This window comes from Moraxella cuniculi, assembly GCF_900637105.1.
GTDB lineage: Bacteria > Pseudomonadota > Gammaproteobacteria > Pseudomonadales > Moraxellaceae > Moraxella > Moraxella cuniculi.
This window is the reverse complement of the sequence record NZ_LR134343.1, coordinates 125,595-140,643: the sequence shown is the minus strand read 5'-3', so window position 1 is coordinate 140,643 and position 15,049 is coordinate 125,595. Positions and strand designations below refer to the sequence as shown.

Annotated in this window: 18 protein-coding genes; 17 read left to right on the top strand and 1 reads right to left on the bottom strand. The window is 41.0% G+C overall.

The genetic code is table 11. The features are described 5' to 3' along the window. Positions 1–7 precede the first annotated feature (7 nt). From cas10 to EL162_RS10135, 11 genes are all read left to right on the top strand, one after another. Complete coding sequence (gene cas10 / locus EL162_RS00695; protein ID WP_197718981.1) at positions 8–1,855, top strand: type III-B CRISPR-associated protein Cas10/Cmr2; 1,848 nt, start codon at positions 8–10, stop codon at positions 1,853–1,855. Positions 1,856–1,880: 25 nt separating this feature from the next. Next, a complete protein-coding gene (locus EL162_RS00690) occupies positions 1,881–3,071 on the top strand; it encodes a type III-B CRISPR module-associated Cmr3 family protein (RefSeq protein ID WP_170161386.1) in 1,191 nt (396 codons plus the stop codon). Between the two features lie 25 nt (positions 3,072–3,096). Next, positions 3,097–3,969: a type III-B CRISPR module RAMP protein Cmr4 gene (gene cmr4 / locus EL162_RS00685; RefSeq protein WP_126329411.1), complete on the top strand. Its 873-nt coding sequence runs from the start codon at positions 3,097–3,099 to the stop codon at positions 3,967–3,969. An 11-nt stretch (positions 3,970–3,980) separates the two neighbouring features. Beyond that, positions 3,981–4,376, top strand: coding sequence for a type III-B CRISPR module-associated protein Cmr5 (gene cmr5, locus EL162_RS00680; RefSeq protein ID WP_126329409.1), 396 nt, complete (start codon positions 3,981–3,983; stop codon positions 4,374–4,376). 1 nt (position 4,377) lies between these two features. Further along, entirely contained in the window at positions 4,378–5,520 is a 1,143-nt protein-coding gene (gene cmr6 / locus EL162_RS00675; protein ID WP_126329407.1) for a type III-B CRISPR module RAMP protein Cmr6, read from the top strand. A gap of 9 nt (positions 5,521–5,529) precedes the next feature. Next, the gene (locus EL162_RS00670) at positions 5,530–6,624 is read left to right on the top strand and encodes a Card1-like endonuclease domain-containing protein (protein WP_126329405.1); all 1,095 of its coding nucleotides are present in this window, start codon (positions 5,530–5,532) and stop codon (positions 6,622–6,624) included. Positions 6,625–6,782: 158 nt separating this feature from the next. Next, positions 6,783–7,607 (top strand): hypothetical protein, encoded by an 825-nt coding sequence (locus EL162_RS00665; protein WP_126329403.1) that lies wholly within the window; start codon positions 6,783–6,785, stop codon positions 7,605–7,607. Between the two features lie 11 nt (positions 7,608–7,618). After that, a complete protein-coding gene (locus tag EL162_RS00660) occupies positions 7,619–8,374 on the top strand; it encodes an alpha-ketoglutarate-dependent dioxygenase AlkB family protein (protein ID WP_126329401.1) in 756 nt (251 codons plus the stop codon). A gap of 8 nt (positions 8,375–8,382) precedes the next feature. Continuing rightward, positions 8,383–8,679 carry a CRISPR-associated protein Csx16 gene (csx16, locus tag EL162_RS00655; RefSeq protein WP_126329399.1) on the top strand — a complete coding sequence of 99 codons (297 nt, stop codon included), beginning with the start codon at positions 8,383–8,385 and terminating at the stop codon, positions 8,677–8,679. A 5-nt stretch (positions 8,680–8,684) separates the two neighbouring features. Then, entirely contained in the window at positions 8,685–9,341 is a 657-nt protein-coding gene (locus EL162_RS00650; protein ID WP_126329397.1) for a hypothetical protein, read from the top strand. A 252-nt stretch (positions 9,342–9,593) separates the two neighbouring features. Continuing rightward, positions 9,594–9,830, top strand: a complete 237-nt coding sequence (locus EL162_RS10135; protein ID WP_227543380.1) for a hypothetical protein — start codon at positions 9,594–9,596, stop codon at positions 9,828–9,830. Positions 9,831–10,092: 262 nt separating this feature from the next. Here the strand turns inward: EL162_RS10135 and EL162_RS00640 are convergent, their stop codons facing one another. Then, complete coding sequence (locus EL162_RS00640) at positions 10,093–10,803, bottom strand: elongation factor P hydroxylase (RefSeq protein WP_126329395.1); 711 nt, start codon at positions 10,801–10,803, stop codon at positions 10,093–10,095. 204 nt (positions 10,804–11,007) lie between these two features. Between EL162_RS00640 and EL162_RS00635 the strand changes: the two genes are divergently transcribed. The 6 genes from EL162_RS00635 to lysM all read left to right on the top strand — a co-directional run bounded on the left by EL162_RS00635 (position 11,008) and on the right by lysM (position 14,914). Next, positions 11,008–11,532 (top strand): YceD family protein, encoded by a 525-nt coding sequence (locus tag EL162_RS00635; protein WP_126329393.1) that lies wholly within the window; start codon positions 11,008–11,010, stop codon positions 11,530–11,532. A gap of 232 nt (positions 11,533–11,764) precedes the next feature. After that, positions 11,765–11,947, top strand: a complete 183-nt coding sequence (gene rpmF, locus EL162_RS00630) for a 50S ribosomal protein L32 (RefSeq protein WP_003656952.1) — start codon at positions 11,765–11,767, stop codon at positions 11,945–11,947. 209 nt (positions 11,948–12,156) lie between these two features. Next, positions 12,157–13,116 (top strand): ACP S-malonyltransferase, encoded by a 960-nt coding sequence (fabD, locus tag EL162_RS00625; protein WP_126329391.1) that lies wholly within the window; start codon positions 12,157–12,159, stop codon positions 13,114–13,116. Continuing rightward, on the top strand, positions 13,113–13,841 hold the full coding sequence (fabG, locus tag EL162_RS00620; protein WP_076555661.1) for a 3-oxoacyl-ACP reductase FabG: 729 nt from the start codon (positions 13,113–13,115) through the stop codon (positions 13,839–13,841). Before fabD ends, fabG begins: the two co-directional genes overlap by 4 nt. Before the next feature lie 181 nt (positions 13,842–14,022). Next, positions 14,023–14,259 carry an acyl carrier protein gene (acpP, locus tag EL162_RS00615; RefSeq protein ID WP_049236863.1) on the top strand — a complete coding sequence of 79 codons (237 nt, stop codon included), beginning with the start codon at positions 14,023–14,025 and terminating at the stop codon, positions 14,257–14,259. 172 nt (positions 14,260–14,431) lie between these two features. Beyond that, positions 14,432–14,914, top strand: a complete 483-nt coding sequence (lysM, locus tag EL162_RS00610; protein WP_126329389.1) for a peptidoglycan-binding protein LysM — start codon at positions 14,432–14,434, stop codon at positions 14,912–14,914. Positions 14,915–15,049: the final 135 nt, after the last annotated feature.

Below are 15,049 nucleotides of genomic sequence, written 5' to 3'. Positions count from 1 at the left end.
AGGATATATGATGAATCAATATGTTGTGATTTTATCAATCGGCCCTGTGCAAAGTATGATTGCATCAGCTCGCCGCAATCGCGATTTGTGGAGCGGGTCTTGGTTGCTCTCGGAATTGGCAAAGGCAGGGGCTAAAGAATTATATGAGACTTCGGGAGTTGAATTAATTTTTCCGTACATTAAAGATGAAAGCCAAGATGATTTGAAGGTGAATTCTGATTTTTCAGTGGGCAATAAATTACAAGCAGTCATTGAGGCAAATAACAAATCTGAAGTGGAAGAGATTATCCAAAAAGTCAAAAATGCTGTATTAAACCGTTTTAGACAAGAGGCACAAAGTGTTTTTAATCGCCTAAAAAATCAGAATGATATTCGCAAAGACATTTGGTATTCACAGATTGAAGACTTTGTGGAGGTTCAAAGTGCTTGGGCGAAAATCGTAGATGGTGAATATACAAACGCTATCGCATTGGCAAGTAAAGTATTGGCTGCTCGTAAAGCAACCCGAGAATTTAACCCCTTAGCCACCGATCCGTATCAAACAGAACTGATGATCCCTAAATCATCGCTTGATGGGCTGCGTGAAACAGTGCTAAAAGAAGATGAGGTAAAAAATGGCCAAAAAATCTCAAAACAAACTCGCAGACAATTATCGCTGGCAAAATCAGAGCAACTGGATGCCGTGGGCGTAATTAAACGCTTGGGATTTGGTGAAAAAGTCAGGCAATTTACCCCCATTAGTCGATTGATGGCAAATGCTTGGATTGAGAATCTGATTGCAGAGCAGGTGGATTTGACAGGGGTTAAAGATACTTGTGAGCAGTTGGTGCAATTGGGCGTTATCACCCGCGTAACGGGCAATGAGAATATTTATAAAGATTTTGCTTATGATGCACAGCTTTTGTATCCATCAAGAATAGATGCAGAGATTGGGCAATGGCAGGGGCATGATGATGCAGTCGTGGATTGGCTTAAGTTACTTAAAAAACAACTTGTACCACTGTGGAAGCAATATGGCGAACCTTGTGCTTATGGTGCATTATTATTAGCCGATGGCGATCGCATGGGAGAGTTGCTGGATAAGGCAAAAAATCAAGAACAGCACCAAGCGATCACAGCTGCATTGTCTGGTTTTGCTGAATCGGTTGCCGAGACCATGAGAAACCATCAAGGGCATTGTATTTATGCTGGTGGCGATGATGTGCTGGGCTTTGTGCCGTTAAACACAGCCTATCAATGTGCCGATGAGTTGCGAAGTTCGTTTGCAGACCGTTTGCGTGATATTTCTGAAGACTTGGGCATGCAAGACAGCCAGCCTACACTGTCTGTGGGCATTGCAATTTGTCATTTGATGACACCGCTGGGGATTATTCGTGAATTGGCGGGGCGAGCTGAAAAATATGCCAAGGGCGACCATATTTCCAAAGGTGATGAGAAAAATTTGACCAATAAACGCCGAAATGCTTTGGGGATTTTGCTGTCGGTGCGTGGCGGTTCGGATATTTATCTGCGATTCAATTGGAGTGATCAGATTGGGCTGGATACCTTTGGAATGTTTATTAATTTTTATCTCAACAACGACATTCCAAGTCGTGTTGCCTATGACATTCGGGAAATTTATTTACGAACAGTACATTTTGCACCAGATGATAAAGAATTGCGGAAAAAAATCCGCAGTGCTGAACTAAGAAGAATGTTGAAGCAGGCTCGTACGCCCAAAGGGCATAAAATTTGCTTAGATATTGTTGAAAAATTGGTTGAGCGTAGTGAGCAAGTAGACTTAAATCAATTGGCAGATGAATTGATTGTGGCTCGTTGGTTGGCTGCAAAAACCCAAAAAGATCTGGGGAAGTAATAATATGATTGATGGTAAAAAACAGATGAAAAGCTATTTAATTGAATCATTGGCACCGCTGGTCTTTCGCTCAGGTAAGCCATTTACTTCACAGGCCTCTGCTCAAGATGTCAGTTTTCCTTTGCCGAGTGCTGGAGCGGGTTTGGTACGTTATTTAAGCTTAAGCCAAAGCAATAATGAGCAAGTGCTCAATTTGCCCAAAGAGGACTTTGAACATTCTGCCTACCAAGCAATTTTAAATATGCAAAGTCGCGGACCTTTTTTGGTGCGTTATAGTGATGAAACTGATATCGAAATCTTGGTGCCAAAACCTGCCAATGCGTTGTATTTTGAAAACAAACAAACGGGCGAAAAATCAGTGGTGCGTCTAGAGCCTAGAACTTTTGAGCAAGAAGGCGAGCTGTGTGGCAGCGATTTGCCGCAAAGATTGTTACATGTACAAATGACCGAAGATTTAAAAGGCAAACCTGCAAAAGGAGTGTCTTTTTGGGCATTGCAAGATTTTGTGGCTTGGCAAAAGGGCGAAGGGTTGAGCTTTGATAGTGTCAATAATAATGGACTGACCTCTATCCCGATTGAACTGCGTACCCATGTAGCCATTGAGACTGACAGCCGATCATCGGTAGATGGCATGCTTTTTCAGACGGCAAGTTATGATTTGGCTCATCAAAAAACACAAAACGGTTGGGATAACAAGCGTTTGGGTTTTTTGGTACAAACTCAAGAGAGCCTAAAACAGGATTTGGCAACTTTGGGTGGCGAAAGGCGTTTATCTTACTTTAAACCCATAAATCTTGAAAAAAACAGCAGTTTGCCCGTTGAGCTGACGCAAGACGATGCTGATAAGATTAACAGCGACAAAGGTTTTAGTTTAAGCTTTATTACACCGTGCATTTTTGCCAAAGGGGCATTGCCTGATTGGCTTGACAAAACCACTTTAATGGGCAAATTACCCAACACCAAAATCACAGTTGCCCTAAAAGCGATGGCAATTGATCGCTGGCAGGCGGTTTCAGGGTGGGATAGTTTGCTTTGGAAGCCCAAAGCCACTCGCCGTGCAATTGCGGCAGGCTCAGTATATTGGTTTGAAATGGTTGAAGGGCAATTTGATGTGCAAACCTTACAGCAATTAAGCAATCATATTTGGTCAGACCATCAGCAAGATAAAAACGATGGTTTTGGTTCGGCAATTTTATCACCTTGGACTGCAATTTAACTTGATTTGATAATAAGGAACTTTTATGCAAACTCGTATTTTTCATCTACAAAATTTAACAGCATTACATGTCGGCACAGGTCAAGGTGTGGGCGTGGTGGATTTGCCAATTGCTCGCTCAAAAGCGACCAATTTACCCATTGTGCCAGGCTCGGCGATTAAGGGTGTGTTGCGTGATGAATTAAAATCGCAAGGCATTACCACAGATGATGTTAATGTATTATTTGGCAAAGATAAAGATGCCGACCATGCAGGTGCAATTGCTTTTGGCGATGCCAATCTTTTAATTTTACCCATTCGTTCATTTGCAGGAACGGTAGCCTATGCAACTTGTTCATATATTTTGCGTCAATATGGGCGTGATATTAACGAAAATTTAACACTTTCAACCACAAAGAATGAGGCTTGTGCTTATGTTGTTGAAGATAGTGTTTTATTGCTGGGTAATAAAATTGCCCTAGAAGATTTGGATATTAATGCCAAATCCACCCAAGAAGCCAAAGACATTGCCGATAAAATTGCCCAAGCACTTTATCCAGATAGCACGCCCAATGCCAATGAATGGCGTAAAGAATTTGCTCAGCGATTTGTGATTTTGCCAGATGATATTTTTTCATTTTTGGCGGACACGGCAACAGAGATTCGTACCCGTATTCGTATCGTCCGAGAAACTCGCATGGCACAACAAGGTGCATTGTGGACAGAAGAGAATCTGCCAGCAGATGCCGTGCTTTGGGGCGTGCTGGGTATCAGCAAGGCACGAGACAAAAGCGAGCGTAGCGAAGAAGAATTAGCCAATCTGTTGCCAAAAGATGAAATTAACATTCAAATAGGAGGTAAGCATACCGTTGGGCGTGGTTTTTGTCGTTTATTAATCAATAAAAACAACAATCAATAAGGAAGGCAGATATGACGCAAGCAACCGTTGTAAAAAAACCAACCGCACAAATCCGTACGCAAAAATATGCCGAAATCGCTTATCCTTTGGTAGAGGATGTTAAGAATGATGCAAAAATGGAAGCGAAATATCGCACATTGGCTTTGGCTTTTCCTACCATGATTATGCAATCAGGATTGGTTCAGGCAATTGGCTTTTTGATGGCGAAAAATGAAGATCATCATAAAAAAATACTTGATCACTTGACCAAATTGCTGGACCATCAAATAACGCCAAAGGATCTTTATAAAAAGATTTACAAATCGGACATTGCCGAGTATCAATTGCTCACTCGCAAAGCGATTGAGGCAAGTGGTTGGTTAAAGCGTTATGCACAAGCCTTGTTAAAAGACGATAAGGAGAAATGACATGACTGCAGGGGAGAAAGACACTGTATTAATGCGAGATAATTTATGCGAAATAATACAAAAAATAGATTCTGCTCATGCAGGGCTTTTAATGCAGCGTGGGTTGCGTAAATGGGAAGAAGGCGAGAAACCAACCAAAAAAGCCTTGATTGATACCATTGCCAGTGTTAAGCCGAATGAGCTTTATTTGTTGGCGTTTAATCGTTGGCTTGGTGCAACTTTTAATAAGCCAACATTTGCAACTGCTTCGGCGAGCATTGATGGGCGTCTGTTTACAGGTTTGGCTTTGGGCGGTACATTAGAAACGGGTGTGATGACCCATCATGCTTATGGTATGCCGATGATTGCAGGCTCTAGTGTCAAAGGGGCGGTGAGAAGTTATGTCGAGCATTTATTTGCCAAGCGTAATGAAAATAATCAAATCAAATATGACAAAGATGGACAGGTCATTGTTCAAGATGATAAAAAGCCGATTTTGGATATTTTATTTGGTGCAGATAGTGATGATGACAATGCCAGTGCGGGTTATTTAATTTGGCATGATGCGTGGTGGATACCCAAAGTAAGCTCAAAGATGGAACTATCTGCTGATAATCAACCTTTTGTTGGCGAGGTGGTTACAGTTCATCATCAAAAAGATTATCAAGGTGAATGGGTGGAGGCATGGGATATAGAAAGCCCTGTGCCAAATCAGCAAATTGCTGTTCAGGGAGATTTTTATTTTTGTATTGAAGGTGATAATGATTGGGCTGAATTTGCCAAAGACTTGCTTGATAGAATGCTTAAAGAGCAGGGGCTTGGTGCAAAGGGCAGTAATGGGTATGGGTATTTTATATCTGATAAAAAATTAGATGGTGATATTGAAAAGCGTTATCAAAATAGCAAACCTATTGACCCAACCAACCCATTAGCATTAATCAAAAAAGAAATAAGTATTTTAGATGATGAGCAATTGGTAGAAAAACTAAGCAAAGGTATTAACAAATTCTTTAATGATTTGCAATTCAATAAAGAAGATGAGTCCGATTGTCGTAAAGTTGTTCAGGTATTGGTGGAAGAACGATCTGATTTTATTGATAAATTATCAAATGAAACAGGTAAAAATGCTCAAAAAGCATATAAATTTATAGAAAAATATCGTTAAGGAGATGGAATGAAAATCTTATTTTGTATGGCCACAGGGCAAAATGCGGTGAATATCAATCCTTTATCAGAAATCAACCCTGATAAAGTGGTTGTTGCCATTACAGAAGGTATGCAAAAAAATGGACAGACGCTCGTTGATGAATTAAAAAATTTAGGCAAGTCTGTAGAAAGTCTGTCTATTGGCCACGAAAACAGCTTAAAAGCACTGCAGAAACAATTTTCAACTTGGCTAGAACATCATATCGATGATGAAATTATTGTCAATATTACTGGCGGAACGAAGCCTATGAGCTTGGTAGCTTATCAAGTCTTTAGTGAATGGGGTTTTCGTTGTTTTTATTGCGATAAAGATTCAAGTCAGCTGATCTGGTTAGATGATGAAAGTACAGTTTCTGGCATTGGTTCAAAGGTGGGTTTGGAGCGTTATTTACGCACCTATCAATATCATATCACTCAAAAAACAACACTGGCTCAAACCTCAAAAAAGCATAAAGAATACGCCAAGGTTCTTTATGAAGAATTATGCAAACCAGGCAGGTATGACAACACCTGTACATTTATTGGTAAAATTCACGCATTAACTCAGCAAAACCCATTAAACAATATTAATTTTACCTCTGAAGAAGATGTATTTTTACAACATTTAGAAAAAACAACTGAGCTATTTGAGTTTAAAGGGGGTAAAATAATCTGCGATGATGATACTAAAAAGATGATGAGCGGTGGCTGGCTTGAAATAATTATTGCTGATGCCTTGCGTGGAGATCAGTATCGTGATATTCACTTAGGTGTATTTTTTGAAAAAAGCACGCAACGCAAAAACAGTAGCACTAAGCAGGAACTTGATGTCATGGCAATGTATCAAGATAAACTGCTTATTGTAGAGTGTAAAGCTAAAAAATGGGAAACGACAGCGCAGGCTTCAGAGGCGATTTATAAATTAAAAGCACTTAGTGATATTGGTGGATTGAATACCTTGCCTGTATTTGTATCATTACGAGAATTACCATCAGGTGCAAAAACTCGTGCCGCCGAACAGGGTATTAGGATTATCTCCGGTCAGGCGGATTTTAAAGCTTTGGCACACAAGCTAAGACCATAGGCATAAATCTTTTGTTAATATTGTTTTACAGTATTTGCAATTCGGATTTTATGGCTTGGCTAAACCAATCATAGGTAGGTGATGTAAGCTTACAATTCACCGCCTTTAACCAAAAATCACTCATAATAAACTCAACAAAATTACTTGGAGAGTTTATTATGAATACCGCCATCGAAACCGCTTGCCAAATGATAAACACGCATGGTTTTGAGGGCTTGTATCATTGCTTGGTTGAGCGATTTATTCATAATGTACCAATGAGCTATACGCAATTTGCCAATCGTACTCAGCGTGCAACTTTGCCTTTGCAAAGTCAAGATGAGGCGTTGTTTTATAGTGTGGCTTATGGATTGAGTCATTACAATACTTTTTTGCAAGTTTTGCACAACAATCTAATGATTGATGATGCAGGTACGGTGATTAATATTATTGATTATGGCTGTGGACAGGGCATTGCGACTTTGGCTATGCTTATGTATATCGCTAGCCAGCAAAACCCAAAAAATATCCATGTCAATATTCATTTGATTGAGCCATCTGCCGTATCTTTGGGTAATGCCAGTTACAAAGTTTTATCTTTTGTGCAGGCATTGGGATTTGGTGCCAATATCACCACCCAAAACCGTCCATTAAAAGAAGCGGTAGTGCCTGATTTTAACAATCAAGCAGACACGCTGCATTTAATGTCTTATATCTTGGATATAGAGACGGTGCAAGAGCAATTGCCAAATATCACTCGCCAAATTAAGCAATCATCAGGCGTCCATCATGTGATTGCCAGCAGCATCTCTCACCCTAATGGCTATCAAGGCTTTGATGAGCTGTCGCATCTATTGCTGGGTCGCAAAGAAAAATTTGACTATTATTACATCAATCATTATTCTTATCGTGTTATTCAAGGTCATTATGACAATGCCGTATCAAAAGCAATCGGTATGGTGATTTCTTTGGATAATACTAATGCAACAAGCCGTGCGGCTTAAAAGAGGTGCCTATGGATTTGTTTGATTTTGACACCCAAGATGAATTGAGCTATTTGATTGAGGAGAATAGGTTCAAAGGTACGGATTTTGAATGTTATCGCCATACAGATGGTAGGGGCGTTGTCATTGTTGTACCTTATGGTAAATTGTATTATGCCCCAAAGTTTTTTGATAAGGCAAATAGTGATGAATTGTTTGATTATTTTTTGGCGTGTGATGGCATTGACCATAACAATCATGATTGGCAAAATGAAAGTGATATTAATCAACTAAAATTTCATCATATTAAATGGCATCAAGACACCATTTGGATGTTTGGTAAAATGCATAAACTGCCCCGAATTTCCGCTTGGTATGGTGATGATGATAAGCCTTATACTTATTCAGGCATCACTTTGCAGCCATCAGCTTGGACCGATAGGTTAAATCTGTTGCGTGATGAGCTGGAGCTTGTTTGTAAGCGACGGTTTAATAGTGTCCTGCTTAACTGGTATCGTACAGGTGGTGATTATATCAGCTGGCATGCCGATGATGAGCCAGAATTGGGTATTAACCCAATGATTGCATCGGTAAATTTTGGCGAATCACGCAGGTTTTTGTTGCGACTCAAGGACAATCACGCCACCAAACTTGAAATACCGCTGCATCATGGGAGCGTGCTAATCATGGCTGGTGCATTGCAACACCACTGGCAACACAGCGTACCCAAACAAAAAAAAGTGGACAAGAGTCGTATCAATCTAACTTTTCGCACAATTTTTAATTGAGGTCAATTATGGCAACTTATTTTGTTACCAGACATGCAGGTTCGTTGCAATGGGCGAATGCCAATCAGGTGGCATTTGATGCACATCTTTCGCATTTGGATGACTTAAGCTTTTTGCAGCAGGGCGATGTGGTGATTGGCACATTGCCGATTAATATTGTTTATCAAATTAATCAACTGGGCGTGCGTTATGTGCATTTGGCTTTGCAGATTCCACCATCGCTAAGAGGGGTTGAGCTTGATGCTGATGAGCTTAATGCATACAAAGCAACTCTGGAGGAATTTGAAGTCAGTAAAATCAAGTGAACTGGTTGAAAACTACCATTTTTGATTTGCAGCATTCTTTATTTTTAGTATTTTTATCAGTATTGAAGATTTTACTCGTTGAGCATAGAATGGACTCTGCCGATGGTAAATTGTATAGATTTTGCGAACCAGCAGCCAATAAAGGCATTAAAGAATTTATTACATATAAAGATATGTCGCAATTCATCCTAAATACTTGGTTGTTACATACGGATGCTTGGCACATTGCAGAGTCTGCCGTTACCGATCCCTTCAAAAGCCGTTTGCCATCAACTTTACAAAGCCCCATTCATTCCCTTGTGGCTAATTTTAAGAGCAAGAAAAACACAAATGCATTTTGTGATTTTTTGGATGCCAAGTTTAATCATCAAATCGTTTGTGATTATGAAGATGATGGATATTTTGGTGAGCATGCCGCCAATTACTTTGAGCTAAGAAATCTATTGGACACTCGTAATACAGACGACTATAGCAATACAGGTTTTCAATTGTTTTGCTCGTCAATTAATCATGGAGAAAATATTTATATTATCCAAGATGCTGATGTATTTAGCATAAAAAGATTGGACAATCCACAAGATGCCATTGACAGTTATGCAGCACATATTTTTTCAGGTCAAGATGGTGAATTTGATTTCAAACCATATATGGTGGATTTTTAGCCAATTCACTCTTAACTAAGAAAGGTAAAATATCATCATAAACAGTCCCGAAAACCTACAGCTCATGCTACAATCTGCCAACTCTTCCAAAGGCTCAAAAATTGAATTAAACAGTACAGGTTGGGAGACTTGGAGGGTAAAAAGGTGGATGCTGGTTATAAGGTTATTTGAGAAAAACTCAGAGTGATATTGATGAAAGGCTAAAAAGCTTTATATGCAATATAAGATTAAATAAAAGGGATTGGTTGATATATGGCTATTTACACAGTAGGAAAATTAAATTCTGATCTTGATAATGAAAAAATTGCATATATTGCAGATACTTATTTGGACATCAAGGCAAAAGAGCGTGACTTTATATCTAGTAAAGAATTTACAAATATCAATGATTTTCATATGGGAAAATTAGACTTGTGTTTTAATGAAACCATACGATCATTAAAAACTACTTTCCAAAAACTTATGCTTATTTATCAAGCAAAGAATTAAGATATCAATTAATGCTGGTATGGTATTTTGACAAAACTATAAAAGATAAATTAAATACTCCTGCCTTTATTATGATCATCGAGTATTTTGGGCAAAAGGAGGAGATTTTATTAATGGTCTTTATGAAATCACCAACCCCAAAGCCATGCTTGATGAATATTTTCTGCATATCTTTTCTCAAGTGGGTGAAGAGTGCAGTAAATTTGACTTTAGTCCATGGGCGGTTGGGTCTGAAGAATAGTCAGTAGGCTTGAGGTTGTTGTTATGATTGCATATGCCTTGAACTTGCAAATAAAAACAGCCAAATTAGCCGTCTGGCATCGGCGGGTAGACGGTTTGGGGTTTGTAGATATTGATAGGCTTGGGCAAAGACATCACTGGCAAAAGTGCTGCCACTGGCATCAAAATCAGCATTCAGATTGTCTTGAGAAACAAAAAATGTGCGATTGATGGCAAGGCTTAGCAGGCATTCAATGGCTTGTGGCTTGATTTCAACTTGCTCAAAGAGTCGCTGGCTGCCCTCATCTCGCCCATCAGGACAATACCAATAGCCAAAATCATCAAGCTGCCGCCGCTTGGCACCTGCAATGCACCAATGACTGATTTCGTGCAAGGCACTTTGAAAAAACCCATGAGCAAACTCAATGCGGGCAGGGCTACCGTGCTTGGGTGCAAAATATTCAGGTTCATTCACGCCACGCACAAGCTGTGTCGGCATGGGGCTGTGGGCATAAATGCTATTAAATAGCTCAATCAACCAGTCGGTCAATGCCTTGTCATCTGTCTTATCAAGTGTTTGCCAGTTGTTTAGCCATGCCCAGTTTTTTTGCTGAAAATGACAAGTTGCAGACCGTATGTCTGAGATAATGCCATCATCGTGATAAAAATTGTGCCACAAAGCGACAATTTCATCACGATTGTCAGCATTGTTGCGTAGCAGATTTGGCGATAGGTGGTTAAAATCAATGTACATCGGTTGCTATTGGTTACAGAAGGTGGTTGGAGATTGCTAAGGTGGATTTGCAAAGCATAAAAACAATATATTATAAGCCAAGCGTTGCCAAGTCAAGCAGACTGATTGTCAGCCGATGACAAATTCCATAATTACGAAATTTTGCGTGAATTCTTACTGATTTTGTGAAATAATAGCATCATCACCAACAAGATTGATGAACTTATGACAACAACAGACAAGCAATTACCTGCCAATATCATGCTGGAGAAATGGGCGGACATTGGTTTTTTTTGGCAAGGGGCATTGACCATTGCCGAGTTGCCACGACTGGCAGAGCAGGCAGAGATTGATGGCGTGCTTGCTGCATCGGTGGCATTAGCAAAAACTGATGGTATAATTTGGCTAAATTATCAATTAAGTGGTAATTTGTTATTACAGTGCCAGCGTTGCCTTGAGCCGCTGTCATTACAGACACAGGAGCAATATCGCTTGGCTGTGCTGGCAGATGAGGCACAAACTGCCTTGATTGATGATGCTGATTATTTGTTGCTTGATGAGCTGGGTGCTGGCAATGTACACAAATTGCCCATCAAGCAGTTAATGGAAGATGAATTGTTGCTCGGCTTGCCGCTGTCGCCACGACATGACGATTGTCAGATGCTAATCAATGATGATGATACTCAAGAGCAAGAGCCTGAGGATAACCCCTTTGCGATACTTGCTGGCTTAAAAGAAAAACTATCCTAAATCAAGCAAATTTGGCACAGACGGCTTTTTTATGAAAAGATTTGTAATTTTTTGCGATTAGGCTTTGAAATTTGCAAGATTTTTGCGTATAATACAGCGTTTATTGTGCAATGGTCTATGATGCACGGCGATTAATTGATGCCAAATCGCATTGGTACAAATTGACAAAGACGCACGAACCTTGTTTGTTTAGGCATTTTGCCTGACTGATGAATTTAGATTAGGAGCTATCATGGCAGTTCAACAAAACCGCAAGAGCCGCTCACGCCGTGATATGCGTCGTTCTCACGACCATATCGCCATTGCTGAGCTAAGCATTGATTCTACAACTGGCGAAAAACATCTTCGCCACCACGCAACCAAAGATGGTTTTTATCGTGGTCGCCAATTGTTCAAAGTTAGCCAAGACAGCTAATTTTGCTTTGCTGATAAAACCAAGCCACAAGAAGGCTTGGTTTTTTTATTACCAGTTGTTTGCTAATTTGGGTAAACAATCGTTTATTTTTGTGGTAAAATTGGCAAATGACCAAAAGGCACAGGAACTACTGCGTCAAATTTGGTGAAAATTTGAACAAATAAGATAATCGGTTGCTTGGTGTAAATAGCCAAGCCAAAGGATATAACATGACACAAGATAACACCAGTTTGACAAAACGCTTGGCGGTGGTTTTTCCGGGTCAAGGCTCGCAAACCGTTGGCATGATGAATGAACTGGGCGAAGTACATGAGGTGGTGCGGACAACCTTTGCTGAAGCAAGTGTAGCTTTGGGTTTCGATTTGTGGGAAATTACCCAAGACGAAACTCGCCTCAATCAAACAGAATTCACCCAGCCTGCTCTGCTTACTGCCAGCATTGCCATCTGGCGGATTATTGAACCGATGCTTGCCAAGCAGTCGTTGAAGCCTGTGTATTTGGCGGGGCATTCATTGGGTGAATACAGTGCATTGGTTGCCTCTGGCGTACTTAGCTTGGCAGATGCGGTCAGACTTGTGCATGAGCGAGGTAAGCTGATGACGGCAGCGGTATCAGGGATAGATACTCAAATGGCGGCGGTGCTGGGGCTAGATGATGAGCAGGTGCTAAGTTTGTGCGAAGAGATTAGCAGCAGTGTAGGCGTGGTAAATGCTGCCAATTTTAATAGCGTAGGTCAGGTGGTGATTGCAGGCACACAAATTGGCGTTGAGGCAGTGTTGTCAGCAGTTGAAGGGCTGGGCAAAAAGGCAGTGCCGCTAAAAGTATCCGTGCCATCGCATTGTGCTTTGATGAACCCTGCAAATGAAGCATTGGCAAAATTGCTTGATGGCACCAAGTTTTATCCTGCAAACATTCCCGTGATTCAAAACCGCCATGCCAAAGTGCATACCGAAATTGCGGACATTAAACTGGCATTGACCGAGCAGCTATCGATGCCTGTACAATGGGCAAAAACCATGCAAAAACTTGCCGATGGGCAGGTTGAATTGATTATTGAATGTGGGCCGGGCAATGTTTTGTCAAATTTGGCAAAGCGTCAGCAAACCCCCATTACCGCCTTGCCGACGGATAAATTGGCACGATTAGAAAAGCTGGAGAATTTGGCATGAGTAGAAAGATTGTATTGGTAACGGGTGCAAGCCGTGGTATTGGCAAGGCGATTGCTCAGCGTTTTGCTGCCGAAGGGCATTTTGTCATCGGCACCGCAACCAGTGAAAAGGGTGCAGAAGCCATTGCCGAATATCTGAGTGAGTCGGGCGGCATTGGGCGTGTGCTTGATGTATGCAGCGATGAGGCGATTGATAAATTATTTGAAGAGATTGACAGTGTCTATGGCGGCATTAATGTGTTGGTGAATAATGCAGGCATTACCAAAGATGGACTGCTGATGCGTATGAAAGACGAGGATTGGGCAAGTGTGATTGATACCAATCTTAGCTCAATTTATCGCATGAGCCGCCGTGCCGTGCGTGGCATGATGAAGGCCAGACAAGGTCGCATTATCAACATTACCTCTGTGGTTGGACAGATGGGCAATGCAGGTCAGAGTAATTATGCAGCAACCAAGGCAGGTGCCGAAGGCTTTAGCCGTGCTTTGGCACGCGAGATTGGTTCTCGTGGGGTAACGGTAAACTGTGTCGCACCGGGCTTTGTAGAAACAGACATGACCGAAGAGTTGGACGAGCGACTCATCAGCTCCATGCTTGACGCTGTTCCACTTGGACGCATGGCTCAACCAGAAGAGATTGCAGCAGCGGTATCATTTCTTGCCAGTGATGATGCCAGCTATATCACAGGAGCCGTCTTGGCGGTCAATGGCGGCATGTATATGTAACCATCAGCCGACACGGCGAAAAATGATTGACAAATTTTCAGATTGTCGTTATTATAAAAAGTGAACAAATGTAGCCATAAATGCTTGCACTTTTTGTGCAAATGCTTTATGATAGCCACAAGTTTTAAACAAGCCAAATGCAGCACGGTGCTGTCGGCTTATATTTATGAAGGAAACTATTATGAGCGATATCGAAGCTAAAGTAAAAGACGCAGTAGCTGAGCAACTTGGTCTGAGCGTTGAAGAGATCAAAAACGAAGCCTCTTTCATGGACGATTTGGGTGCTGATTCATTGGATTTGGTTGAGCTGGTTATGGCTTTTGAAAGCAGCTTTGGCATCACCATTCCTGATGAAGATTCAGCCGAGCTGACCACTGTACAAAAAGCCATTGATTATGTTTCTGCAAAAGTTGCATAATAATCAATTTTGCACAAAGCCACTCCTTGAGAGTGGTTTTTTGTTGTACGCTTAGCACAGTTAGGATACATCTTGTAACGCATTTATCATCAAACTCACATACAAGTTACGCAAAATTGGCTTATACTAAATCCATTGAGTATCTATTAAGTAAAAACTATTGGGAGTTATTATGAGCGTATTTAGTTTTGCAAAAGAAATTGGCGATAAATTGTTCAATCGCAACAAGCCAGCGGCACAAACCGAGCAGGCAGCACCTGCGGCTGAGCCAACCGCACAGGAGATTGCCAATTTGCTTTTGGCACGCATTCAGGCACAAAATGTAAATATCAGCGGCTTGGTTGTCAATTATAACAGCGATACAGACACAGCAACACTGTCTGGCGTTGCCGAAACGCAGGCAGATCGTGAGCGTGCGCGTCTGGCCGTGGGCAATGTACAACATGTGGCAACGGTGGTTGATGAAATTGAGGTCAAAGAACCAGCAGTAGAATCTCGTTTTTATACCGTAAAATCTGGCGATACTTTGTCAAAAATCGCCAAAGAAATGTACGGCAATGCCAATGATTATATGAAAATCTTTGATGCCAACAAGCCTATGCTATCTCACCCTGACAAAATCTATGTCGGACAGGTATTGCGTATTCCTGAGTGATTGATTGGCTTGCTCATGATAAAAATCCTAGGCGATGGCTTGGGATTTTTGTTTACTTGACAAGAAATTTATCATCACCAAGCTACCCAATGCCAAGGTATGCGTTGTCAAATAAGGCTTATCAGCACACAAAGC